Genomic DNA, 25798 nt, shown 5'->3' with positions numbered 1-25798 from the left:
CCGAGGGAACCCGATCGCAAACGTCACGTTTTATAAGAATCGTCAACTGGAGAGCCAAGCAATGAAACAATCCGCTATCGACAGCCGTCTGGCCGCCGATCGGTTTGCCGTCACCTGGGCACCCCGGTCAAGACGGACGTGGCTACTGCTCACCAGCGTTTGGTGTGTCGCCGTGACCGCGTATTGTTTCTGGATGACCGCCTATGGTCTGGGAACTCACCCCGAGAATTTGAGTCGGAAGGTGGCGGTCTGGCCAGCGGACGCGACGCTGCCCCGCGATCCGGATCGCCCGACCCTGGTGTTGTTCCTGCATCCGCGGTGTTTCTGCAGCGAAGCCACCGTGGAACAATTGCAGACAATTTTGCGGAGTGCAAAAGAAGCCCAAGTTGCGATTCCTAACACGCTTGTCGTGGCCTGTATGCCCGCCAATGCCCCGTCGGACTGGCGCGACAGTCGATTGAATCTGCAGTCGCGGCAGTTGCCCGATTCGATTTTCATTAACGATGTCGACGGCGTCGAGTGCGGGCGGTTCGGCGTGAACACCAGTGGAACCGTGATGTTGTTTGATGCCGCAGGACGCCGACGTTTTTCGGGAGGGATCACGATTGCTCGCGGACAAGTGGGCGAGAGTCATGGGGGGCGATTGCTTCGCGAGGGCCTCGCACAAATCGATGCCAGCATCGTCCCCGCTGCGGGTACGCTTGCCGAACGACAACGACATGTTTCGCCGCCGGTTTTTGGATGTAAGTTGTTGTCGCCACCCGATCCGCAATGGATCGTTGGATCGACCCTGACCGCGAAGGAGAGAGTCCAATGATCGAGTCGATCGAAGCGACACGACGGGGTTCGCCCAGCCAGGCGGAAATCGATCTGTTCCAACAACACGCATTGGCGATTTATCGACGAACCGATCGGATGTTCGCGGCCCTGATGGTTTTGCAATGGGTGGCTGCCATCGTCGCGGTTTGCTGGGTTTCGCCGCGGACATGGGACGGGCTGCACAGCGCCCCGCATCCCCATGTCATGATGGCGATCTTTGGAGGCGGGTTGTTGGCCAGTCTGCCCGTTGCGATGGCGATACGGATGCCGGGGCGTGCCCTCACGCGGTACGTGATTGCGAGCAGTCAGGTCCTCTTCTCCAGCCTGTTGATTCATGTCACCGGCGGCCGGATCGAGACCCACTTTCATATCTTTGTATCCCTTGCGTTTTTAGCTGCCTATCGCGACTGGAAAGTATTGGTTCCGGCCACGTTGATCATCATCGTGGATCATGGAGTTCGCGGAATCTGGTGGCCCGAGTCGGTTTTCGGGATTGCAACCGCGTCGCACTGGCGTTGGCTGGAGCATGCCGCTTGGGTGCTATTCGAAGATCTTGTGCTGGCGTTTACGATTCAGCAGAGCGTTCGTGAGATGCGAGCCTTGGCGTTGCACACCGTCCAATTGGAGCAAGCGCGACAAGTCGCCGAAGAGGCCAGCAATATCAAGGGGCAGTTCTTGGCCAGCATGAGTCACGAACTGCGGACACCGCTTAACGGCGTGATCGGGATGACCGAATTGTTGGCTGATTCGCCGCTGAGCGAGCGGCAGCGACGGTTTGTTAACGCTTGCCAAAGCAGCGGTACGTTGCTGTTGAGGTTGATCAACGACATCCTCGATTTTTCAAAGATTGAATCGGGGCATCTGGAACTGGATTCGCATGTTTTCGAGCTTCAGCAGTTGCTCGAAGATGTGATGGCGGGGATGCCGCTGCGGTTGTGCAAAAAGAATGTTCATCTGGCGTGCTATCAGGACGAACTGACGCCGTTGTATTTGCTTGGCGATAGTCATCGGTTGCGGCAAGTGCTGGTTAATCTGTTAGGCAACGCGTTGAAATTCACCGAGGAAGGTGAGATCACGCTGCGTGTGGCGCGACAGCAGGCGTCCGGCGATCGAGTGACGTTGCGGATGTCCATCGAGGACACGGGGATCGGAATTCCCGCTGATCGCTTGGATCGGTTGTTTCAATCGTTTTCCCAAGTCGACGGGTCGATCCGTCGCAAGTACGGCGGTTCGGGGCTGGGGTTATCGATCAGCAAAGCGATCGTCGATGCCTTGGGTGGAGAGATTGGAGTCGAGAGTCGCGCTGGAATCGGATCGCGATTTTGGTTTGCCGTAACCTTTCCAGTCGCTTCGGAAACCGAGGCGTCGGAGCTCGAACGATCCGCCACGCCATGGTGTGACGTTGACGACGCCCCCATCAGCCAAGAACTGCCGGTGCTTGCCGTTCCCTTCGTGCAAATCGCTACTGAGAGTGTTTCATCCGTCCCGTCCAGCTCAAGTTTTTGACCCTCCGCCCCAACCTGCTCTGCTGCCAAACGCCTGCAAACGCAACTTACACGAATTGACCGATGCGATATGAAAACCAATATCGATAGTTTAGACCTGACCGCCGATACTCGACGGCCAGCGCGCCCGACGCATGATCCTAGCAGGGATCTTCGACGCAGGTACCTGCTGGCCTTGGGCGGGATCGTTGCGTTTTCGGTCGTCGTACAGCTTGTTCTTCCCGTTGGAATCCAAGAACCACACACGACCTCACGGCTCGTTCTTGCCCTGACGATTTTAGCGATGGTCATCGAGGTGGTGTTTGTTTTCGAACCCGCGGTGCGTACCGTTCAAACCCAGTTTCTGGACCTGCAGAAGATGTTAGCCGTCGTTCAAGAGAACTCAAATTTTCCCTCTGTCCATTCAAGCCAACCGCAAGAGGTGATCGCTGTGTACTGCGATGCAACCGAATCCGCACAATCACTGGCCGAGCCCACCGCTTGCGTCGCATTGTCATCCCGCGATCTCGATGGCGCTCCATCGACCGCCCTGTCGTCGACTGCGATGCAACGGATCGATGATGCCACGGCCCCCAAGATTCTGCTTGTCGAAGACAATCAAATCAATCAAATGCTGGCCCAAGAAGTGTTGGTGGGGAAGGCTTGGAAATGCGAGATTGCGACCAATGGAATCGAAGCGTTGGATGCTATCGGAACCAAGGCATTCGACCTGATTCTGATGGACTGCCAAATGCCGATCATGGATGGCTTTTCGGCGACGCGTGAAATTCGGAAACGACAGCTGGATGGCCGCGTTACCCACCGATGTCCGATCATCGCGGTTACGGCAAACGCGCTGAAAGGGGATCGCCAGAAGTGTCTCGAGGCGGGCATGGACGATTACCTTGCCAAGCCTTTTAACCCGAATCAATTGACGGAGATCATTGAACAGTGGCTGCCGGCCGAACCGCCGACCAAGTCCGCCGACTCGGGCGACGACTCGGGCGACGACAGGCCGATTGGTGACGAAGCGACGCCCTTTGTTCGCAAAGAATTTTTAGAGCGTTGCATGGGAGACTTGAGTTTCGCCGAGTCGCTGTTGGAATCGTTTCAGGCCGACAGTCTCGCCCGTGTCGAAGAGATCGTCATGCACGCCCGTCAACGCAACGCGGTGGCTGCGGGGCAGGCCGCCCATACATTAAAAGGGATGGCCGGAATCCTTGCAGCGCACCCGTTACAGTCGATCGCCGCAGAGATCGAACAGGCGGGGCGCGATGAGCATCTGGACGAGATCGTCGACCTGATCGACGACCTGCAGAATGAAGTCGCCCGCTGCGTCGCGTACATCCCGTCGCTAACTCAGCCCGAACTCGAATCCGCCTAAATCGCGACGAACAGGGATATCGCCGCGGTGCACAAAAACGCTGGGTGTCGTCCCGGCCTCAGGTCGCTTGTTCGAGCAAACGGATGAGCGTGCGGACCATCGCGCCGGTACCGCCAGCATCACGCCACTCTTTCGGCGCATCGGCATACGCGGGACCCGCGATATCGATGTGTACCCAGGGGATGTCGCCGACAAAGGTTTCAAGGAACTTGGCGGCGGTGATCGCACCACCCCAACGTCCTTCGCCTACGTTTTTGATGTCGGCCACTTTGCTCTTGATCTGCTCGCCGTAGAAATCCCACATCGGCAGTTCCCAAACCTTCTCGTCTTCCAGTTCGGCGGCTTGTTTGACCTGCTGGCACCACGCGGTATCGTTGGTCATGACGCCAGCGACGTCGATCCCCAGGGCGACCAGGCAGGCGCCGGTGAGTGTCGCCAGATCAACGATATTGCTAGGCTCCTGTTGGACGGCAACGTCCAGCGTGTCGGCCAGGACAACACGTCCTTCGGCATCGGTGTTGAGGATCTCGATCGTGGTGCCATTACGTGTCTTGATCACGTCGCCCAGCTTGTAGCTGCTGCCAGAGAGCATGTTTTCGGCCAACCCGACCAAACCGACAACGTTCTTGGCAAGCTTCAATCGCGAGACGGCGACCATCGTTCCAAGCACTGTCGCGGCGCCCGCCATGTCGCACTTCATGTCTTTCATGCCGTCGCTAGGCTTGATCGATAGGCCGCCGCTGTCGAACGTCACACCCTTACCCACGATCGCAATCGGCGCTTCGTCGGCGGGGCCTCCGTTGTAGCGAAAAATCGCCAATCGGGGCGGACGGTCGGAGCCCGCCGAGACGGCTAAGATCGCGTTGCAACGCTCAGCTTCCAGACGATCTTTATCCCAGGATTCGACTTCAAATCCACATTCGCGGCCCAACCGTTCGGCTTCCTCTACGAAACTTTCGGGGTAGATTTTGTTCGGTGGTTCGTTCACCAGTCGCTTGGTGATGCAGATCCCTTCGCCGACTGCCGTTCCCGCTTGCACGATCGTGTCGCTGACACCGATCCACGAAACCCGTCGCGGTTCGACCAAACCAATCTCCGCGCGATAGAGATCTTGCCCGGGGATGCCCGCAGCGGCGCCCGCCACGGCGGCGCGCGCCAGGGTGTCATCCCAGCCATCGGCAAAGCCGATGACGACATGCTTGCGTTTGCGATCGGCCAGCATCCGCATCGCAGTCGCGGCGGTACGATAGGCCAACCCACAGTCGCGATTTGCCGGATCGCCGGTGCCGAGGACTACGATCGATTCCAACGCGCCAGCGTCGGGGGCAGCCAGCAATTTGGCCCCGATCGGTTTTCCCGACCGCGTTTCGCGATTCAAGACGCGACCCAACCAGCCGGAGAGCTTTTGATCCAATTGTTGGCCTGTCGGATCAAGGTTTCCGTCGTCGTCGACGCCCACCACGATCGCATCACAATCTTCTGCCAGCTCGTGTACCGCAGCCATTTTCATCGTTTTCTCCTCGTCGGTCATCTCGTCAATGAAGTTGTTTCATGTAGCGTAGCGATTGACCTACCAAGCTGCGAAGGGGATCGATTAAAATCGGTCCGACCGACAACAGAGTGAGAATCCGCGACCATTCCACCGGCTCCCTTGCGGACTCTCACTCTGTCGTCTCGGTCGGTCCATCGGCCGCGGAGGTGATCAGACCCCGCGGCAAAAGATTCCCAAAACGTTCGCCATCTTGATAGCGATTAAGAATTCAACGCCGACGCCAAGAAGCTACGCTTGCTGAACGTGCGTTCTTCGCCGAAGTTGAAATTGACGCCCTGATCGCTAGGGCTGAAGTTGATCGATGCAAACACATCGTTCTGGACGCTGGTCGGTAAGGAAGGATTTGATTCCTCTTCGCCGTCGTCAAAGCTGCTTGGCTGCGATTCTGCCAAGCGATACGTTCCCGCCGCCAGATCGTCGAACAGATAGTCCCCGTTGCTATCGGTGGTTTGCGTTCGATTGATGGTGTTGCCCAACAGATCGGTTCCCGTCAGGGTGATCAAAACGCCTTCGATGCCGACTTCTCCGGTGTCGCGTTGACCATTGCGATTGGCGTCAAAGTAGACCGATCCCGCCAAGCTGCCGTCGACCGGATCGACGATCGTCGTGTCGGAAGCTGAATTGTTGGCGGTGTTCGATTCGGTTTGAGTGGCCGAGACGGTGGCCGTATTGATGATCGTTCCCGTCGTCGCCATGTTGACGGTTGCCAAGACGGTGATCGTCGCCGATGCGCCGGGGGCGAGTGTGCCGATCGTTCCCGAGACATTGTTGGCGGTGTTGGTAACCGTGCCCACGGTGCTGGTGACCGAAGTCACCGTTACGCCTGCGGGGAACGGATCCGAGACGGTGACGCCGGTTGCCGTCGAAGGGCCCGAGTTGGTGACGACGATCGTGTAGGTTAGCGTATCGCCGTTCCGTACCGTCGTCGCCGAATCGGTCTTCGTGATCGATAGATCGATCGACGGGGTCAAGAGCGTGGTTTCGGTGTCGGAATTGTTTGTCGTGTTCAATTCGGTACCGGTCGTTGTCGAAACCGAAGCCGTGTTGCTGAGCGTCCCCGTGGCGGTCGGATCGATGTTCACCGTGATGGTGAAGGGAACCGAGGCGCCCGAGGCGAGCGAGGCGATGTTTGCGGTGACGACCGATCCCGCGGCCGTCAGACCGTTGGATCCGCTGGCAAACGTGACGCCCGCTGGCAACGTGTCGGTCAACGTGATCCCGGTTGCGTCCGATGGGCCATCGTTGAAAACGGTGATCGTGTAGGTCAACGTGCCGCCGGGTGTCGCAGGATCGGCCGAATCGCTCTTTTCCACCCGCAGATCGAATTGGCGGTCGACAGCCGTTGGTTCGCTGGCGGTGTTGTTGGCGGCCACCGAATCGGTTTCGTTGGCCGTGACCGTAGCGGTGTTCGTGAACGCGGCGGTGACCGAAGAGGCAACATTCACCGTGAGTGTAATCGTGGCGGTTGCACCCGATGCCAGATTGCCCAGGTTGGCCGTAACGGTGCTGCCGGAGCTGGAAACCGTTCCTTGCGTGGCGGTGTTGCTGACCAATGTCAGGCCGCTAGGCAGCACGTCGGTCAAGATCACTCCCGAGGCATCCGACGGGCCGTTGTTGGTCACGACCAGGGTGTAGGTCATCTGGTTTCCGGGAACAACCGGGTCGACGCTGTCCTGTTTGGTGACCGCGAGGTCGATCGTGCGACCCACCGGGGTTTGTTCGGTCGCCGTGTTGTTGGCGGTGTTGGTTTCGGTGCCGTCGGAGGTGACCGTGGCCGTGTTGGAAATGGATCCCGAGACCGACGAAGCGACATCGGTCATCAAGGTGATCGTTGCGGAAGCCCCGCTGGCCAGTGTTCCCAGTAGGCCGGTGATCGCGTTGCCGACGTTGCTGACCGTGCCTTGCGAAGCGGTTCCGCTGGCGAAGGTGAGTCCGGTCGGAAGCGTATCGCTGACGACAACATTGGTCGCCACCGATGGACCGTTATTCGTCACCGTGATCACATATTCCAGCGTTCCGCCGGCCGAGACCGGTGCGGTTTGATCCACCTTGGCGATTACGAGATCGACCTGCGTGTTCACATCCGTTGGCGCGGTTGCGGTGTTGTTGGAGGGATCGTCGTCGGGCTGATCTCCCGAGACCGTGGCGGTGTTGGAGATTTGGGAAGTCACGTCCGGATCGACCGTCACGGTGATCACGATCGTGGCATTGCCCCCGTTGGCAATGCTGCCCACGTCGACGGTGACGACGTTGCCGTTGGTGGTCGACGTTCCTTGGCTGGTCGTGATCGTATCGATCTGCACGTTGGTGGGGAGGGTGTCGACGACGGTCACCCCCGTGGCATCGACCGGTCCGTTGTTGAGAACCGTCAAGGTATAGGTGAGCGTGTTGCCAGCGACCACGGGGTCGGGCGTGTCGGCTTTGGTGATCGAAAGGTCCGATGAGGCGAAGAAGCCGAAGTCGACGGTCAGATTGGTGCTGTTGTCGGTATCGCCATCGTCGGTCGGTTCGCTGCTTGCGACCAGCGAGACTGCCAACGAGACTGCGCCTTGTCCAGCCAAGAGCACCCCGTTGTCATCGTTGTCGACATCGTTGTCGGGATCGGGGTTGCCAGGGCTGGATTGGAATTGTGCCAGCGGATTTCCGGTCGAGAAATTGCTCTCGTTGACTTGGACGATGTAGCTGCCTGGAGCAAGGTTGGTGAAAGTGTAAAGCCCGTTGGCATCGGTTGTGGTGGTGTCGACTTGGACATCGGTTCCCGGTGTAAACTCGCCGTTCCCGTCGGTGTCCGCGTACAAGGTCAGATCCACATTGGCGACTCCGACATCGATTCCGCTGTCGAAGGTGCTGTTGCCGTTGAGGTCGTTGAATACAAGGTTCCCGAGCGTCATCGGTTCAAACATCGCGAAGTTTGCGGTCTGGTTGGTTTGCCCCAACGTTCCGATCACTGCGACCTCGCTGTCGAACGCCGCCGAACCAGTGATTGCGATCCGAATCGCGCCGACGCTGCTGAAGTCGGCGCCGGTGCCGGTGGGGACGAAGTCGGATAATCGGAGCAACAACTCTTCCGACGCAGCTCCCAATGCGGTTTGTGGCACGGTCGTTTGGATCGTCGAATAGTTCGCGGCGTCGTCAAAAACCGTGATCGTGATGGGAACGCCCGAAACGTCGGCGCCCAACATCATTTGCAGGTATTCCGCCCGGCCGCTGTCATCGAGATTCGCGCCGCCGAGACCTGTCATGTTGATCGCACTTGAACCATCGACGCCATCGTAGACGATTTCAAATCCACCCAATGCGTTGCTGGGTGAGCTGTACAGGATCGTCCCCTCGGAAGGGTCGGTGTCCAGATTGACGCGCAGGCCCGCGGTATAGGTCAGCAGCAGGTCGCGTTCCCCACCGAGGATCGATGCGTCGGAAAAGTAGCTTTCGTCAGTCGTTGTCGCCGACGTGGCTTCCAAGTTTTGTGTGCCGGCAAGAAAGTTGTCGACCAGCGTTCCCGATGTCGCTCCGGAGGCATCCGCTGGAGTGATCGTGAATGTGACCGCGTTTTCACCGCTGCGTTCGATGAATCCCGAGGGAAGGACGCGTTCGACAAAATAGGTGCCTGCGGTTAAACGATTAAATGCATAATCGCCTGTCCCATCGGTTGTGGTGCTTTCGAGGAAAACGTCGTCGCCTGCCGTGCCGCCGCCCGACGAGCTGAGTACGCCATCACCCCCGTCGCGATACAGGTGCAAGGTTACGGCCGGGGTGGGGGGGAGATCGTCCCCCGTTAATCCGTCCCCCGTCAGGTCATTGTAGACGGTTCCGATCACGCCACCAAAATCGCTCGCCAGCGGGAGCCGTGCTTCCAAGGCTTCGGCACGCAGTGCGCGACGGCGACGATTTGCTTGTGGTTTGCGGTTACGATTCCAGAACATATCCATCGCCTCTTGATTCAATTGTTGACCCTAGGCGGCAACTGCCGCATCTGTCTTTGTGTTTGTTGGCCAGTCGCTACGCGTTCGAACTAGAATCGGTACTCCGCACCGATGCTCCATCCTTGGACCCAGTAATCTGTTTCGTTGAATTGGAAGCCAGGACGCTGGGATGCGTTGGCACCAACGATTGCAGGTGGGAACTGGCTGGGGTTCAAGTCCAGGTCGACTTGGTCGCCCGGGCGGACGACATTGTTCCAGTAAATGAAAGTGTAGCCAAGTGTGAATCTCAGATTAGGGGTCCAGTTGTAACCACCTGTGATGCCGATCTCCGGGACGATGGCAAAACGATTGCGTTCGTATTGCCCGATGTTCGAAGGTCCTGCCAGAATGCCGCTATCATATTGTTCCACGGTGTCGGTGGTGATCACGGTGCTGCCAGCGATCGAGACCGATTGGCGGTTCGAACCGATCGCGAACTTGCCGGCCAGGTCCAGCGACCAAGGGCCACGTTGACGGTGGTACAAGACGCCGAAGTTAAAGCCATTGAAGTGAGTGCGCGTGTTGAATTGATCGTTGATATCAAAGCTGCCCGACCCATCGGCGGCGTCCAAGTTTTCGGTGATTCCCAACGTTTCGCTCAATTGCAGACGACGCCAGCCGACCAGGCCTTCGATACGGCTGGTGTAGGCCCGTGGCAAGCAGCAGCCCGCCAGTTCCGCACATCCGGTGCTGCAACACCACAATCGTCGCAGATGAACTCCTGTCCCTTCCAGCGAACTGGTCACGTCGACGCTGACCCGACCGTTCACAACATTGGGGAAGGAAACCAGTTCGGAATCGTTGGCGTTGTTTTCCATGTTAAAGAATGGACGGGCCAGGATTGGCGAACCATCGCCCGATGCACTGAACGAATCGCGTTCGGTGTCGAGGCCGAAGTGTTCCGCTTCGATTCCCCAGCGATGACACGCATCCAACCAGAACCCAAGACGGAATCGCATTCCGTTCAAGCTGTCGGTGACATAGTCATCGTTACCGCCAAACAGAGTTCGCGTGGTACCGCGACCTAAAACGCCCGCATCGGCAGTCGTTGCGCTGGTGGTCACCAAGGGAGGTAGATTCATTCCCTTCTGCCACCACATCAGGTACTCCGCAGAGAACCATCCGTCCGACGGCACGCCGACGCAGAACAACGGGCTCCAGCCGCGACCACGGCGGCACGAATTGCAACCGCTGCCGCAACCATCGCAGCCTTGGTCGCCCGAGGTGCCGTAGTAGGCACCTTCGCGGTAGCGATCGTCGTAGTCGTAGTAATCTCCTTCTTCCACGATCACTTCACCATCGGCGAAGGGGACCATTTCTGAAGAGATGATTTCGGGTTCGGCGCTGGGCAGTTCTTCCAGCGATTCATCGATCGGCTGGCGAATCGGTTGCCAGCGGGCGCGGGCAATCCGCTCAGCCGATGAGGCGACTTTTTCACGAGGTTCGGCAGCCCATGCTTGGATTGCTGTCAAACAAGCGAATGCCGCGACGATGATAATGCGTTTTTTAGACACAGCGTGACCGGTGGATTCAGGGTTTACGAGGCAGCCGGACTCAATGCTCCCGTTGGCAACCAAGACCCGTGTGAAGAGAAACCTCTCCACGCCGGTTTGACCAACGAGAACAGTCCAGATGCGATGCGAGCCCCCCGGCTTCCGCGACCGCTTTCTTGAGAACATCACTGTTCCCCTTCACCTATCGGTCAGTCCTGTCGTCGAACTTTGCCGTAAATTCGATTTAATCGGAAAAGTTTGCGCAGTCCGTCGAAAGAGGGCGTTCCGCTATCAAACTCAGGGGGGAGGCCAGCGAATCAATGCGCGGCAGAGAGTCGCGTAACGCAAGCGGCTGGAAAGAGAGTGCGGTTGTACGCCGCACGGTCAAAGATGAAGTACGCCCAGGTGGATTCGAACCACCGACCTACGGATTAGAAGTCCGTTGCTCTATCCAGCTGAGCTATGGGCGCTCGTTACTGCGAAGAAACACTACGCTACCCGCGATATCGCGCGATCGCAAGCGGTTTAGGCCCCTGCCAGTCGCGGATCCACGATGATCTCGCGTGCGCTGCGGAATGTGAACAAATGTGCACTCATGCGAAATTTACGCATGTTGCACACCGAAAGAATGGGCGATAATTTGTACAGGTGTTCGAGGTAGACTAGGCACTCTTTCGGTCCAATCCGCAGCTTGCCCCGCAGCGGACGATCGGAAGCTTGGTCAACGCAATCGAATCACCTGTCGACGCCGTGCACAGGAATTGCCCCTCCTGTGTGCGGCTTTCTTTATTAATGCGAAGCCCAGTTTAGGAACGTCGTTGATTTCATGTCTGACGGACTGACGTTCTATCTGATTTCCAACTTTGATCCACGGGTTCGCGCGGTCGTAAAGTCTGCGGCCGACAACCACAATGATTCGGCGGTGCGAGAATTATCCCTAGCCGTGGTTCTTCAAAAACAGGCTGCCAGATCGCCGGGGTGCGTGATCATCGATATCGACCAGACCGAGGGGCTCGATACGATTCACGAATACATCCATGAGAATGCCCGAACGAGCAAAATCATTTTGCTGTCCGAGCAGGCTGATTTGGAGTTTGCGCGGCGAGCGTTTCGGATGGGGGTGTTTGATTGTTTATCCAAACCGCTCGATACCCGGCAACTGCTTGAAGCGGTCCAGCGGGCGATCGATTCGCTGCGAAGCGATCAGAAAACGCGACAGATTGATAGCAGTGATGCCGCGGCCCTGGAGACACTGACGCCGCGCGAGCTCGAATACTTTTCCAAATTGCTCGAAGGCTGGTCGATCAAAACGCTCTCGATTCACTTTCGCGTTTCGATTCAAACCGCAGCGAAGCACCGCGCCCGCGTGCTATCAAAACTGAAGGCGGAGAACGAAGTGGAATTAGTCCTCCGGTTCGACAAGCACCGCTCGTTTCTGTCCGATGGATCCGAATCCGGCGGCTAGCATTCCTCTGCAGCCGGTTCACTGAGATCCGCGTCACGCCAAAATCCGCGGAACGCTGCGAGCTAGGCAGCTGTTCGAAGTGACTGGATCGTCGCGGCACCCAGCAGTTCGGTTGGATCGATCGCGTAAAGATGCTTGGTGGCCGAATCGGTTGCGATCACCACCGTTTCGGGATGGATGATCCGGGGCAAAAAGTTTTGCACTGCCGGTTCGCACAGACTGTCTCGATCCTGGTTCAGGATCAGCAGATCGACAGCTCCGATCGTGTGAGCCACACGTGGCAAACCGGTTGCCAGCGTGCCTGGGATCGGCATCGGTTTGATCCCAAAGGCGGCAAGTTTGGAATGGAATTGCTTCAGAGAAATTCCACCGCCGGCTTCGAATTGATCGATCGCCGCGTAGCGTGCGGGCACGCTATCGTGATGTTTCAGCCACTGCAACAAGCGTTCGCAGCGGCTTCCATCTTCCAATCCGGTTTCCAGGACCGAAAGGATCTTCCGATTGGCCGTTGCTCGAAACAGGACACGATTCTCGGCTGGCTTGGACAATCGAGTTGCCTGAAACACATACCACCAGTCTGCCAGTCCCATCGCAATGAGTCCTTCCAATCACGACAAAATCGGTTCATCCATCACCACACACAAGAATAATGTCGGGTGAAATTCGGTCGCAAATCAAGCCGATCTTGCGTGATTCGTCAAACCTTTACCGATTCCGTTAAGGCTTAGGTGCCGAACGGGTCGCTGCCACCAAACGGATCGCTCATGTTGCTGTCACCCCCTCCGAAGGGATCGGCCGCAGGTTCCGCCGCAGGCGCTGGGGCCGCCGGTTCGGCGGCACCACCAAAGGGATCGGCACCGGCAGGTTCTGCGGCTCCGCCAAAGGGATCGGCGCCAGCGGGTTCGGCAGCGCCGCCAAAGGGATCAGCCCCAGGGGCGGGAGCGGAGGGTTGTGCCGGATCATCTTTAAAGGGATCGTTTTTGGCGTCCGGTACCGGTTCTCCAGTATCCGTCGAATCTTTGCCAAACGGATTGTTGGTGTTCTCGTCGTTCGGTGCAGCGGGTGCAGCTGGCGTGACCGGGGGAGGCGTCGTTCCACGCAAGACGGTCCCTTCGGCAGCCTTGAGATCGTTGTAACGCGCATTGTCTTTGGCCGATTGGGTGGCTCGATTTTCCAAACGCACCATTTGTCGAACGTTCTCCAGCTCCATCCGAACCGGGCCTTGTACCCGATGCAGTGCCCGACCGATTCCAGCACCGTATTCGCCTTCAATCTCAAACTGGGCACCGGTTCGCCAATCCGCCTCGGCTTCATGTTGTCGGCCGGTCGCAGCGTTAACGACGCCGCGGAAGTAGTAGGTACGAGGATCGCGAGATCCGTGGTCGATCGCCAGCGAGAGATAGCGGTGGGCATCGATCAGATGGCCGCAGTAATAGGCATGCACTCCGCGACCGTAAAGCTCTGCAAGAACGGGGCTTTGCGCTTGGCTGGGCGATTGGAAACCGATCGATCCGGCAACCATGAGAATCATCAAGAACAGGGACCGAGCCATGGTGAAACACCTTTCCGACCGTGGGATTCGACTGAGTAGAAACAACGGAATGGACTCCCCCACGCGACCGAACATCTTGCCGGAGGCAGCTTTAGGCGGAAATCCAATTTGGTTTGGAGAATAGCAAGAGCTTAATCACAACCCATTGCCATGCTACTCGCAAATTGCCGTAATCACAACAAATTCGTAGGGTCGATCGGGGCTGTGTCTCGGCTTCCGGGCCCCGTCAATAGGCCCCTGGCGGCAATTTCGTTTCAATCGATCCCATCGCAACCGCCGTTGGGGGGCGTGGAGTTTGGTTGAGGTGGGGAGTTTTGGCGGTTGGTCCGGTTCTGGGCGATCCGAACCCGCGCCACCGCGCGTACCGGAGGAGAGACCTCGCATAGGGAAGGACGGATTTCGCTTGCCAGCGCGATCCCTGTCTATCGCGCACCCAGCCAAAGCGGATAAGTTAGTACGGGGGAACGGTGACGACGTCACGCCCAATCACCCGTTGCATTCTAGATGTCCGATTCATGAACCGGTTCCTGTCCCCATCGACCATCCGATCTGTCGCGTTCGTTTGTGTTGCGTTTTGGGGAAACGTCAATGTGCAAGCTCAAGTTACTGCCGAAGCGGTCCAGCATTCGATCGATCGGGGCGTCGCGTTTTTAAAGAAGCAGCAGTCAGCGGAAACCGGTGGCTGGCAGGAATATACGAATCAGAGCTGTGGATTGTCGGCGCTGTGTACGTTGGCGCTGCTGAATTGTGGTCTGGACCACAACGATCCGGAGGTCGCAAACGCGTTGAACTATTTGCGGCAAGCGGAGCCCAAGCGGACGTATTCGATCGCGCTGCAGACGATGGTGTTTTGCCAAGCCCGACAGGCGCGCGATCTTGCGGCGATACGTAATAACGTTCGGCTGCTGGAAGGATTGATGATCCGCCGCGACGACGGACCTTACAATTCGGGCGGCTGGCCCTACCAAACCGGGCAAGGGAACGGCGATCCTTCCAATTCGCAGTTTGCACTGTTGGCCCTTAGCGCCGCCGAGGAGCGTGGCGTGGCGGTTTCGAAGGAGGTTTTCGAGATCGCGGAAAAGTATTGGTTGGATCGCCAGCAGCGTCAGGGAGGTTGGACCTATTCCTCCACCGCGCAAGGGGCTCCGGCCAGCGGAAGCATGACCTGCGCCGGGATCGCATCGCTGGTGATCACTCGTGGTCGAACGGGCAAGAGCCAGGCGAGGATCGAAAAAGGAATGATCCAGTGCTGCGGAGCCGATGTCGAGCAACGCGATCCGATCCAGGCGGGCTTGGATTGGTTGGGGAAGAACTTTCTTGTGTCGGCGAATCCAGGCGTTCGGGTGCATGGATTGTATTATCTCTATGCCTTGGAACGCGTCGGTCGCTTGACCGGACATCGTTTAATCGGTGGGCACGACTGGTATCGCGAAGGCGCTGAATATTTGCTGAAGCGTCAGGATGGTTTTGAAGGCTTTTGGCGCGGCGTAGGGCATGACGACAGCATTCCCACGGTCGGCACGTCGTTCGCGCTGTTGTTCCTTGCGAAGGGAAAGCGGCAAGTGGTGATCAGCCGCTTGCAGCACGGCGTGGCATCCGATTGGAACTGGCATCCCGACGCGCTGCGGCAATTGACGCATCACGTGGAACGCAAGTGGCAACAGGATCTGACTTGGCAAACGGTGCAGCTGGCCGGTGCGTCGGTCGAAGAGCTGCTGAAGTCGCCGGTTCTATTTATCAGCGGTAGTGGACCGTTGGTCACGACACCTCAACAACGCGATGCCCTGAAGCAGTATGTCGAACAGGGGGGCTTCATTTTCGCGCAAGCAACAGCCGCCAGCGGATGTCAGCCGAGCCGCGAGTTTGAACAGTCGCTGCGGCAATTGGTCGAAGAGTTGTTCGACGCACCGTTGGAGAAGCTGCCGGTCGATCATCCGATTTGGAATGCAGAGTACCGATTGAAACCGACCAAGATGCCGGACAACTTTTGGCTGTATGGCGTTCAGGCGTGCTGCCGGACCAGCATCGTTTATAGTCCCGTTTCGCTGGCCTGTTTATGGGAGTTGAGCGATCCGACGGGACGCCGCGAATTGCCGGAGCGTTGGAAGCCCGCGATTGAGACGGCGGCGCAATTGGGACAAAACGTGATCGCGTACGCGACCGGACGCAGGTTGCGAGACAAGCTGGATGGGCAGACGGTCTTGGTGCCGCAGACCGATCTGGAGATGTCGCCGCGGAATACGATGATCGTTCCTCAATTGGAAATCGGCGCCGGTGGGGACGAGGCGCCGCGGGCGCTGCCAAACTTGATGGAATGGATGCGACGGCAGGTTGCCACCGAAATCGCTAGCCCCGCGGAGATGGCTGGTTTTAATGCCAAGACGCTGCAGGATTACAGCATCGTGTTTATGCACGGTCGCTACCGTTTCACGTTGACCGAAGCGCAGCGGAATGTGCTTCGTGATTTCTTGACCAGTGGCGGGACGGTTTTTGCGGGGTCGATCTGCGGCAACGATGAATTCTCGCAGTCGTTCCGTCGCGAGATGCAGTTGGTGTTGCCCGGGGTTCCGTTGGCGCCGTTGCCTGCCGATCACGAAGCCTTCACGTCGCGGTTCCGTGGATACAATCTGTCGTCGGTAACGCTGCGTAAACCGGTGGAAGGGGAATCGGGGATCGTGGTCAGCCAGAAGGTGGGCGCGCCGTTGATCGAGGTGATGCGGCAGGACGATCGCGATTGCGTCTTCTTTTCTCCGTTTGATCTCAGTTGCGCCTTGGAAAATCAAGGCGGTATCCAATGCGCCGGTTACGACACGGTGGACGCAGCCAAGATCGGAATTAATCTGATCCTCTATGCAATGCTGCAATAACGGGGTAAGACAAATTGGATTATCTCCCACAGAATCGTGATTTAAAACGGAAAGCGAACTCCCCATGACGGATCGGAAACCAGATTTCGGCGGCCTGCGCGTTGCAGCACTCGAGAGCCGCCGGGCGGATGATCTGACGCGGATGATCGAAAAGCATGGCGGCGTCCCTTTTGTCAGTCCGTCGATGCGAGAAGTCCCGATCGAACCGAACCGGACCGCGATCGAATTCGCCTACAGTGTGATCACGGGGCAGATCAGTGTCGTGATTTTGATGACGGGCGTCGGTTTCCGTCATTTGTTGCGGGCAACGGAAAAGCATCTGGACAACCAAAAATTTCTCGACGCGCTGTCGGACATCGTGACCGTTTGTCGTGGCCCCAAGCCCGTTGCGGCGATGAAAGAGGTCGGGCTGAAACCGACGCATCGGGTTCCCGAGCCGAACACCTGGCGGGAGCTGTTGACGACGCTCGATCAAAACGTTGCGTTGATGAATCAGAATGTCGGCTTGCAGGAATATGGAATCGCCAACACCAGTCTGATCGCTGGTTTGGAAGCGCGGGGAGCGACGGTTTTTCCGGTTCGTCCATATGCATGGGATTTCCCGGAAGATCCGACTTTGCTGCGACAAAACGTGCGTGCCTTGGCGTCGGGGCAACGCGATGTGGTGATGTTCACCAGTGCACATCAAGCGGTGAACCTGCTGCGCTGTGCTGAAGAGATGAATTTGGTGAACGAGTTGCGGCAAGGGCTCAAGCGGATGGTGGTTGCGTCGATTGGCCCGACGACTAGCCAGATGTTGGAGGAGTCGGAGATTCGTGTCGATCTGGAACCAGAGCACCCCAAGATGGGACATCTCGTTGTCGACACCGCTCGCCGAGCGGGCGAGATCCATACCAATCGGCACACCATACAGATGATGCCAATACACGATGAGTTACCGATGAACGCAGCAGACAATACTGGGCCCGCGTGGCAGCAAAGCTTGTTTTTGAAAGCCTGTCGTGGCGAACCGACGGAACGGACCCCCATTTGGTTGATGCGTCAAGCGGGACGCTACATGGCCGAATATCGCGAAGTTCGGGCGAAGACTAGCTTCCTGGATCTGTGCAAGAATCCTCAGCTGTGCAGCGAAGTGATGTGTACTGCCGTGAATAAGCTGGGCGTCGACGCGGCGATCATCTTTTCAGACCTGCTGCCGATCCTCGAGCCGCTGGGATTCGACCTGGAGTTTGTCAAGGGAGACGGTCCGGTGATCCACAATCCGATTCGCGGCGCGGCGGAAGTCGATCGCGTGAAGGAGTTAGATGAACCGGGCAGCTTGCAGTTCGTTTACGACACCGTTCGGCAAACGCGGGCGGACATGCCCGAAGAGATCCCGGTGATCGGTTTTTCCGGTTCGCCCTTCACGCTAGCCAGTTATGCGATCGAAGGCGGTGGCAGCCGCGCCTATACGAATACGAAGCAGTTGATGTACAGCGACCCTGGCGCGTGGGATGCGTTGATGAGCCGGTTGTCGCGGGCGATCGTCGTCTATTTAAACGAACAGATCGCCGCGGGGGCCAACTGTGTTCAATTGTTCGACAGTTGGGTCGGTTGCCTTTCGCCCAGCGATTACAAGCAATTTGTGCTGCCTCACATGCGGCGAATCTTCGAAGGGGTCGACCCGAGCGTTCCGGTGATCAATTTTGGCACTGGCAACCCAATGCTGTTGCCGTTGATGCGTGGCGACCGGCGGACGGTTGTGGGGGTCGATTGGCGCATCGATCTGGATGCCGCATGGAAAATGATCGGTGCGGATCGACCGGTTCAAGGCAACCTGGAACCTGCGGTTTTGCTGGGGACACCTGAATTGATCAAAGAGCGGGCTGCGCAAGTGTTGCAGCAGGCTGGCGGCCGGCCCGGACATATCTTTAATCTCGGTCACGGGGTGTTCCAGCAGACGCCTGTCGAAAACGTGATTGCGTTGGTCGAGATGGTGAAAGAGTTGAGCGCGGTCTAAATCGACGATCGCAAGTTACTTTCTCCACAGCCGTGATGGACTCCTCCGGCTGTTTTCGGCCGGTCAATCGGCAGTATCGCTACAGCCCGAACCTGCGGGGCTAAATTCTTTCAGGTGGTGGAAGCCCGAATCCCCAGAAATGCTTTTGGAACGCTGGACCGGAAATCAGCAAATGTCTCAATTTTTGCTGAACTGATAATGGCCCTGTGTCGGTTCTGATGATTGTTCGCGTCGGACCGCGGAGGGTCGGGCTCCATTGTGGTCAGCCACATCCGTGGTGGTCGATTGAACAGGTTCCTTTGGTGGCGTTTGTCGTCGCGTGGCGTTGTAGGTTACCTGAACGTTTCTTTTTGACTGATCCGAATTGTGTCGTACTTTCCCTGTAGAGCGAATCTGAACGATTCGTTGCTGGGGCTTGGTGTTGAAGCACCAAGACAGCCCCAGCCGGCCAACGCTCCCTTGAAAAAGGCAAACCGTTCGAAAGGGCGGGGCGCAAAGTTACGGGTCCTTTGGGATTGCCGGACTGCCAATGGCGCAGAGGGTAAGTCAACAAGTGTTGCTTGTTGATTGTCCTGCCCCACTGCTACCTATGGTGTTAGGAGATTGAGGCTGCAGCGGATTGCACCGCGGTGGTGCAACCAACTGTTTGTTTCCAGTAACGCAAGTTACTACCTGGTAGGGGAAGACACTATGAAGAAGTTCACCGAAAAAGTAGTTAATTTTCTGAAGGAAGAAGACGGACCAACCGCGGTTGAGTACGCCGTCATGATGGCATTGATCATCGTTGTGTGCTTGAGCACCGTTAAGACGATCGGAACCAAGGCGAACAGCCAGTTCACCAAGATCGCTAACAACCTGTAATCGTTCGCTGGGTTAACCAGCAACATTACCAGTCGATTCGTCGGAGCGCACGGCGGCCTATGTCGGGCCGTCGTGTGTGACCGGCGATTTTTCAACTTAAATACAAAACACTATGAATTATCCGCTGCTGCCGGTCGACGCCGCCCAACATGCTTGGCAAATCGCGTGCTACGCCATCACGATCGTGATGGCCATGTTCAGCTGGTTTTCCTTGGGACGTTAGCGCGCTGAAATTGCTGAGAAATGAGGCGCCGCGGTCGCCAAACCAACAATCGATTCCGGGGGGAAAAGAACACGATGGATACAAATACACTGATCGAATCTGTGATGTACAACTGGCACGTTTGGCTCGTCGCGGTCGTGATGGTCGTTGCGGCAGTGATCGACGGGATGATCTTAAAGGTGCCAAACTGGTTGACCTACCCGTTCATCATTTCGGGTTGGGTCTACGCCGCGCTGGCAACCGGATGGAGCGGGCTGGGATACAGTCTGTTGGGAACCTTTGTCGGCATGATGCTGTTGTTGGTCGTGCGTGCCGTCGGTGGCATGGGAGCCGGCGACGTGAAGCTGCTGGCTGGTCTGGGGGCCTGGATGGGCGCTTCGACCGCATGGTGGGCTTTTGTTTGGACGACCGTCGTTGGCGGGATCATCGCGGTGATCATGATCGCGATGAGCGGCAATTGGTTTAAGCACTATGCGATGTTCCATCAGATCCTGCAGGAGTTTGTGACGATCCGCAACCCCGAGAAATTGGCCGCGATCGCACGCGAACGTAAACCGACGATGAAGCTGTTGCCGTACGGAATTCCGATGGCAATCGGATCTATTTTGTATTTTGCCTATGCTGGCATGTTCGTTTAAGCGAAATGCAAGCAACGTTAATCTGCGTTGAATTGGTTGGCGTGGCTGTCTTTGAGGACGCCAGCTGATCGTTTGGAGAAGCTCTGCGGGATTTTCCGATCTTACCTTTTGTACCTGATTTTAGAACTGCGGAATCTAAACCGCGCTCGTCGATCGGTTTGAAACGGGTGTTTGTTATGTTCCAAGAGATTGGGTTGCACGCCTCGATTCGGAAATACTGTAGGGAACTGTCTCGAACTGCCAATTGAGTTGACACTGGGCGCTTTTCTGCGTCGAGTGATCGGAACGCTTCGGTGCGTTCGGTGGGATCAAGAAACAATCGTTATCGGGTTCTGGGCCAGGAAGGCGTGGTGACTCGTGCGCCTTTATCAGTCACGCCCAAGGCGTCCAATATCATGCGAAACAAATCTGTCATATTGCTCGCAATCGCTTTAGGTTGCGGAATGATTGCCTCGGTTGGCATCAGCCAAGTCGTGATGAGCGGCAGCGAAGCGCCATCCACGAAAATGGTCGAAATCTTGGTCGCATCGATGGATATCCCTTCGAATGCGAAGATTGCCGCTGACAACATCATGTTGGAGAAGTGGCCTGCGGGGAAAACGCCCGACGGGGCGATCACCGATGTCGCGGCGATTGAGAACAAATTCGCCAAACAGCATATCTATGCGGGCGAAGCGATTTTGAAACAGAAGGTTGTTGATGCGACCGAGCGAGCGACGGTGGGAATTCCGCCGGGGCACACGGTCGTGACATACAGCATCGGCAGCGATCCAGGGATTGCCAACCTGATCGAACCGGGAGACCGCATCAATGTGATCGGTTTCTTCGAGAAGAGTGATATCGTTCCGCAGACGACGCACCGCGATGTGTTTCGCAACGTGATGATCTTTGCTGTCGATGGACGGACCGGTCGGGAGACCGACGAGAAAGCTAAGAAAGGGCCAGTGAGTTCGATCCTGCTGCTGATCAAGCAAGAGGACGAACGGGTTTGGAACTGGGCCAAGAAGGTGGGCTCGCTTCAATTGACGTTAGGAAATCCGAATGAACCGATTAATCCGAACGCGCCAAATGCAGCTGGCCAGGAATTCATGAAATGGCTCGATGACTACGCCGAAGAACGCCGACTTGGTCAGGTAGAGACTAAGCCTGTCGAGGCATTGGTCGAAAAGCCGGGAGGCGAAATCATCAAGATGTTGACTCCCAAGGGCTATCGATTGTTTCGATGGAACAAATCGACACAGACGATGGAGTTGATTCAGGAGCAAACACCCAACGATGCCCAGATCGGTGCCGAATCGGCAGCGAGCGACAGCAAAGTGGTGGTTCCTGGCGAGAACGCGGACATTCCTCAAGCAGGCGATGTTCCGCAACCCGATTCGGGAATCAGCGGCCGCGCCAACGAAGCATTTCAAATCAATCGAGCCCGCTAGCTGACAAACGATGGATCGTTTGTCAGGTGGCATGTTCAAGAAATAATTGTTCGTCAGAACCTATCGCAAGGATGCGCAGGTATGTTCAAGCAGACCGTGGCTGGTGTCTCACCGGCTCATATCATGATGATCGTCGCATGTGTTGTTGGAAACGGCACACCTGCACTGGCACAGTCGGCTGACGTTCACGCCGCTTCCTCGCGCACGTCTTCTTCTGCGGTAACGTATGCTGTCTCGCAACCGACGCAACGGTTGGAGATGATCGTCAATTCGAGCCGGATCTTGAAGCTCGAAAAGGTGGTGCCACGCTTTCAAGTTCAGAACGAAGAGATTCTGATCGCCAATCCGGTGGCTCCCAATCAAGTTCAGATCTCCGCGCAAGCCGCGGGTGTGACCCAATTGAACCTGTGGGATGTCGACGACACCCTGTATACGGTCGATGTGATCGTGACGGGCGATTCGCGTGAATTGAGTGCGGTAATGCAGGCGCAGTTCCCCTTTGCCAGTCTGCGGATTACGCCGCTGCCCACCGGCGCGGTGATCGATGGAACTGTGACCGATACCGACGACATCGACCGCGTGATCGCGGTCGCCGAGCAATACTACCCGAAGGTCGTCAACAACATTAAAGTCGTCGGCGTGCAAACGATTCTGTTGCACACCAAGGTGATGGAAGTCTCGCGGACCAAGCTGCGCGAGTTGGGAGTCGACTGGGGGTCGACCAATTCCACGAACCTGTTCGCCTTCGGTATCAATGGCACTGTCGACGCCGTCTCATCGACGATCGGGAACATCGTCCCCACGGGAGCTCCCAATGCTCGCGTCGGTTTGATCCGCAACGGCAACTCGTTGGATTTCTTGATCCGCGCTTTACAACAGAACAATTGTGCCAAGATCTTGGCTGAGCCGACGCTGGTTGCGACGCACGGTCGTCCCAGCCGATTTATCGTCGGTGGACGTTTCCCGATCATCTCGCCCGACGGCCAAGGTGGTTCGACGGTGACGTTTGAAGAATTTGGTACCAGTGTCGACTTTTTACCCTTCTTGGTGGGCCCCGGTCGCGTTCGATTAGAGATTCGCCCCGAGGTCAGCGAACGCGACGATGCCAATGGTGTCTCTTTGAATGGTTTCACCGTTCCCGCGATCCGCCAGCGATATGTTGAAACGGCCGTGGAAATGCAAGCTGGCCAGACCTATGCAATCGCCGGCTTGTTGCAATCGCGAACTGAAACGATTTCTACCGGACCTCCCTTCCTGGTCTCGCTGCCCTGGATTGGAACCTTGTTCCGGCATGTCGAATCGTTGGAGAATGAAATCGAATTGTTGGTCACCGTTACGCCTGAATTGGCCGACGCGATGGATCCCCACGAAGTTGGATCGGGAGGGCCTGGCATCAGTTCGACGGTTCCATCGGATAAGGAACTGTACTTCAAAGGTTACATCGAAGTGCCTCGTGTCGATTGCATTCACGAGAGTGGGTGCATGCAAGATCCGGTCTTTGAAGCGGCCGCCCTGCCCACGCCACAAACGATCCCAGTACAACAAAGCAGCAGCTTTGATAACTCCGCACCATGACCTTGATTGTTAGGGACCACATGTTGATCTGTCGCTTTGACATGTATGGCGTAGACGTTTTTTCACTAATCATCACCACCGAATCATCTGGTTAAGAGCATGCCCAACGTACTCCGCTTGGCAGTCGTCGATCCAAACGATAAGACGCGTGAAGACCTCAAGTCGATGTTGTTGGGACTAGACGTTGTGTGGCTAGAAGCCGAGTGTTCGCGCTACGAGTTTTTTCCCGATGTGATCACGCAAACGCGTCCCGACATCGGCGTGGTTTCGCTGGACAGCGATCCCGATCGTGGTATCGAACTGTTGAACACGATCCGTTCAACAACCCCCGATTGTGCTTTGTTGGTCGTTAGCAGCAGCACCAGCGGGCAATTGATTTTGCAGTCGATGCGGGCGGGGGCAAAAGAGTTTCTGACGTTGCCGTTGAGTGGCGGAGATCTGTCGGCGGCGCTGCATCGCATCGGCGAGCAGAAATTTGGGGCGAGCGACGCACGGAATCGAAACTGTGAGGTCATCGTTGTCGCGGGCGCTACCGGCGGTGTTGGTGCGACGAGTGTCGCGGTGAATATGGGCTGCATGCTGGCGTCGCGTGAAGGCAATTCGGTGGCGCTAATGGATTTGGATCTGGCGGTCGGCGATGCCGACGTCTTCTTGGATTCGATTCCCGATTACACGCTTGCCGACGTCACGCAAAACATCGCCCGTCTCGATTTCACCTTGCTGAAGCGTTCATTGACCAAACACAGCTCGGGCCTGTACCTGTTGCCGCGGCCGGTCGAGCTGCAGGACATGTCGATCATCAACGGCGACAGCATCGAAAAGGTGATCACGCTGCTAAAGGCATCGTTCACGCACTTGGTGATCGATCTTTCGAAAACCTATTCGGAAGTCGACATGGCCGCCATGCGGATGGCTGCTAAGATCGTTCTCGTGACCCAGTTGGATGTTCCTTGTTTGCGGAACGTGGTTCGGTTGCTGTTGAGCTTCGAGCAATTCGAAGGCTTGAAAGAGAAGGTCCACGTTGTCGTCAATCGTGCTGGCCTCGAATCGGGGCCGATCAGCATTCGCAAGGCCCGCGAAACGATCGGTTGCGACATCTACGCCCAATTGCCCAACGATTACCGTACGATGGTTGAAGTGCGGAACAATGGTGTGCCGTTGTTCGAACAGGATCCCAAGGCCGCCATTACGCTGGCGATGCTTGGTTTGGTCGACCGTTTGTGTGGCACGGGAAGCGATGCGCAATCCGAAGATACAGGGGAAACGGTTGCGTTAACCGAAAACAGCAGCTGGCTGAATTTCTGGCCACGCGGTGGAAAGCAGAAGAAGTCGTCCTGAGTCCAGCGGAGTGCGATCGCCCTGCTCTCGGGCGTCGCACGAACCACCTTGCGGGTGGTCTTCTGAACCGGCCGGGGCGATTGTTTCCCCCATCTCTCTCGGTTCCCTACTTGGGTGTGCTCCCTTGTCTTCGTTTCGGCTGCCATTGGCCCTGCTGAACCTCGCTTAGACGATCACCTGCAACGCGGCATCAAACGCGGGATGATTTCGGATCGGATCAAAGTCAGATTCCCCTGCGATTCTGCTGCGCAAATCGGGCTTCAATTCCAGTGCGATCGACAATTCCATGGCCGCCAACTGGGGCTGACCGGCGAGACTCAAGTAGCACGCTTGGTTGTAACGAACTAGCGGGTGGTGGGGGGCGCGTTCGACAGCTTGGTTTAATATCTCGATCGATTGCTCAAGACGATCGATCCGCTTCAGGCACCAAGCGAGTGATAAATAGGTAGCGATGTGGTGGGGATCGATTTTCGCCGCCGCCCGTAGCGCCCGAATCGCGCGTTTGTGTTTGCCCAACAGGCTCCATCCGCGGCCCCGCAGGTAGTACCAAGCGGCGCGGCGAGAACCCCGCGGCCGTGCCCCTTGAAGCAATGAGAGCGCACGGCATGCCATTCGGCGTTTGATTTCCGGGTCGAGCCCCCAGAGGTCGTCATTGCACGAGATCAGTTCCAAGATGCCTTGGGCCTCCCTCAGCTGGCGATAGTTCTGGTAGTGGCGGAGCTTGGAGACAGACATGAATCGCTTGTGGCTGCAGAGGAGGGGGAGAATGGTCGGCGATCAACCTGTGCTTCCATTCTACGCACGACCTGGGAATAACCAAGTCGAACCTCGCAAACCCCACAAAAAGTGTGCGATTCCGCTTCCAAGACACTCGCGCAGACCATCCAAGCGGTGGGACGGTTGTCAGCGACGGCCGGTCGGGCCGATTGCAGGGAACTTAGTGAAAATACAGGCGTCCAACTGGGACGGCGTTGCGCGGATATGCGCCATTTGCGGCCTGTTTGGCCTCCAATGGTCCCCGGCCGTGCAACACGAATGATCGACAAAACCGCAAATCGGAAGCGTTAAGATGGCTAGGCTGCGAAGGATGGGCAAAACAAATTTGCGTCCAAAACGCTGCTAACTATACTCGGTGCTTGCTGGTCCAGCCTTGATC

Annotated in this window: 17 protein-coding genes, 1 tRNA gene and 1 riboswitch; of the genes, 11 read left to right on the top strand and 7 right to left on the bottom strand. The window is 57.1% G+C overall.

The window, feature by feature from the left end; all coding sequences use genetic code 11:
* Positions 1 to 61: 61 nt before the first annotated feature.
* From Poly24_RS23940 to Poly24_RS27700, 3 genes are all read left to right on the top strand, one after another.
* A complete protein-coding gene (locus Poly24_RS23940; protein ID WP_145101625.1) occupies positions 62 to 817 on the top strand; it encodes a hypothetical protein in 756 nt (251 codons plus the stop codon).
* Positions 814 to 2325, top strand: a complete 1512-nt coding sequence (locus Poly24_RS23935) for an ATP-binding protein (RefSeq protein WP_197452134.1) — start codon at positions 814 to 816, stop codon at positions 2323 to 2325. Before Poly24_RS23940 ends, Poly24_RS23935 begins: the two co-directional genes overlap by 4 nt.
* A gap of 318 nt (positions 2326 to 2643) precedes the next feature.
* The gene (locus tag Poly24_RS27700; RefSeq protein WP_261343097.1) at positions 2644 to 3687 is read left to right on the top strand and encodes a response regulator; all 1044 of its coding nucleotides are present in this window, start codon (positions 2644 to 2646) and stop codon (positions 3685 to 3687) included.
* Between the two features lie 58 nt (positions 3688 to 3745).
* Here the strand turns inward: Poly24_RS27700 and Poly24_RS23925 are convergent, their stop codons facing one another.
* The 4 genes from Poly24_RS23925 to Poly24_RS23910 all read right to left on the bottom strand — a co-directional run bounded on the left by Poly24_RS23925 (position 3746) and on the right by Poly24_RS23910 (position 11164).
* The gene (locus Poly24_RS23925; protein WP_145101619.1) at positions 3746 to 5197 is read right to left on the bottom strand and encodes a leucyl aminopeptidase; all 1452 of its coding nucleotides are present in this window, start codon (positions 5195 to 5197) and stop codon (positions 3746 to 3748) included.
* Positions 5198 to 5439: 242 nt separating this feature from the next.
* Positions 5440 to 9168 carry a DUF11 domain-containing protein gene (locus Poly24_RS23920; protein WP_145101617.1) on the bottom strand — a complete coding sequence of 1243 codons (3729 nt, stop codon included), beginning with the start codon at positions 9166 to 9168 and terminating at the stop codon, positions 5440 to 5442.
* Positions 9169 to 9251: 83 nt separating this feature from the next.
* Entirely contained in the window at positions 9252 to 10715 is a 1464-nt protein-coding gene (locus Poly24_RS23915) for a BBP7 family outer membrane beta-barrel protein (RefSeq protein WP_197452132.1), read from the bottom strand.
* A 375-nt stretch (positions 10716 to 11090) separates the two neighbouring features.
* Positions 11091 to 11164, bottom strand: a tRNA-Arg gene (locus tag Poly24_RS23910).
* Between the two features lie 356 nt (positions 11165 to 11520).
* Here Poly24_RS23910 and Poly24_RS23905 point away from each other — a divergent pair.
* Complete coding sequence (locus Poly24_RS23905) at positions 11521 to 12159, top strand: response regulator transcription factor (RefSeq protein WP_145101613.1); 639 nt, start codon at positions 11521 to 11523, stop codon at positions 12157 to 12159.
* A gap of 62 nt (positions 12160 to 12221) precedes the next feature.
* Here Poly24_RS23905 and Poly24_RS23900 read toward each other — a convergent pair whose 3' ends face one another.
* Together Poly24_RS23900 and Poly24_RS23895 are read right to left on the bottom strand one after the other, a co-directional pair.
* Entirely contained in the window at positions 12222 to 12749 is a 528-nt protein-coding gene (locus Poly24_RS23900) for a hypothetical protein (protein ID WP_145101610.1), read from the bottom strand.
* A gap of 134 nt (positions 12750 to 12883) precedes the next feature.
* On the bottom strand, positions 12884 to 13711 hold the full coding sequence (locus tag Poly24_RS23895) for a hypothetical protein (RefSeq protein WP_145101608.1): 828 nt from the start codon (positions 13709 to 13711) through the stop codon (positions 12884 to 12886).
* A 590-nt stretch (positions 13712 to 14301) separates the two neighbouring features.
* Here Poly24_RS23895 and Poly24_RS23890 point away from each other — a divergent pair.
* The 7 genes from Poly24_RS23890 to Poly24_RS23860 all read left to right on the top strand — a co-directional run bounded on the left by Poly24_RS23890 (position 14302) and on the right by Poly24_RS23860 (position 24642).
* Positions 14302 to 16578, top strand: coding sequence for a DUF4159 domain-containing protein (locus Poly24_RS23890; RefSeq protein WP_197452131.1), 2277 nt, complete (start codon positions 14302 to 14304; stop codon positions 16576 to 16578).
* 64 nt (positions 16579 to 16642) lie between these two features.
* Entirely contained in the window at positions 16643 to 18577 is a 1935-nt protein-coding gene (hemE, locus tag Poly24_RS23885; RefSeq protein WP_145101605.1) for a uroporphyrinogen decarboxylase, read from the top strand.
* 457 nt (positions 18578 to 19034) lie between these two features.
* Positions 19035 to 19108, top strand: a riboswitch (cyclic di-GMP riboswitch).
* A 159-nt stretch (positions 19109 to 19267) separates the two neighbouring features.
* Positions 19268 to 19438 carry a Flp family type IVb pilin gene (locus Poly24_RS23880; RefSeq protein ID WP_145101603.1) on the top strand — a complete coding sequence of 57 codons (171 nt, stop codon included), beginning with the start codon at positions 19268 to 19270 and terminating at the stop codon, positions 19436 to 19438.
* 297 nt (positions 19439 to 19735) lie between these two features.
* Positions 19736 to 20299 (top strand): A24 family peptidase, encoded by a 564-nt coding sequence (locus Poly24_RS23875; protein WP_145101601.1) that lies wholly within the window; start codon positions 19736 to 19738, stop codon positions 20297 to 20299.
* Positions 20300 to 20694: 395 nt separating this feature from the next.
* Positions 20695 to 21729 (top strand): Flp pilus assembly protein CpaB, encoded by a 1035-nt coding sequence (gene cpaB, locus Poly24_RS23870; RefSeq protein WP_145101599.1) that lies wholly within the window; start codon positions 20695 to 20697, stop codon positions 21727 to 21729.
* Between the two features lie 81 nt (positions 21730 to 21810).
* A complete protein-coding gene (locus tag Poly24_RS23865; protein WP_145101597.1) occupies positions 21811 to 23304 on the top strand; it encodes a type II and III secretion system protein family protein in 1494 nt (497 codons plus the stop codon).
* A 99-nt stretch (positions 23305 to 23403) separates the two neighbouring features.
* Complete coding sequence (locus Poly24_RS23860; protein WP_145101595.1) at positions 23404 to 24642, top strand: nucleotide-binding protein; 1239 nt, start codon at positions 23404 to 23406, stop codon at positions 24640 to 24642.
* A 165-nt stretch (positions 24643 to 24807) separates the two neighbouring features.
* Here the strand turns inward: Poly24_RS23860 and Poly24_RS23855 are convergent, their stop codons facing one another.
* Positions 24808 to 25377 (bottom strand): TPR end-of-group domain-containing protein, encoded by a 570-nt coding sequence (locus Poly24_RS23855; protein ID WP_145101593.1) that lies wholly within the window; start codon positions 25375 to 25377, stop codon positions 24808 to 24810.
* Between the last annotated feature and the right edge of the window lie 421 nt (positions 25378 to 25798).

The sequence above is a fragment of the Rosistilla carotiformis genome (genome assembly GCF_007753095.1).
Taxonomy (GTDB): domain Bacteria; phylum Planctomycetota; class Planctomycetia; order Pirellulales; family Pirellulaceae; genus Rosistilla; species Rosistilla carotiformis.
The sequence above is the reverse complement of the archived record's forward strand: the minus strand, read 5'-3'. Positions and strand labels throughout refer to the sequence as shown.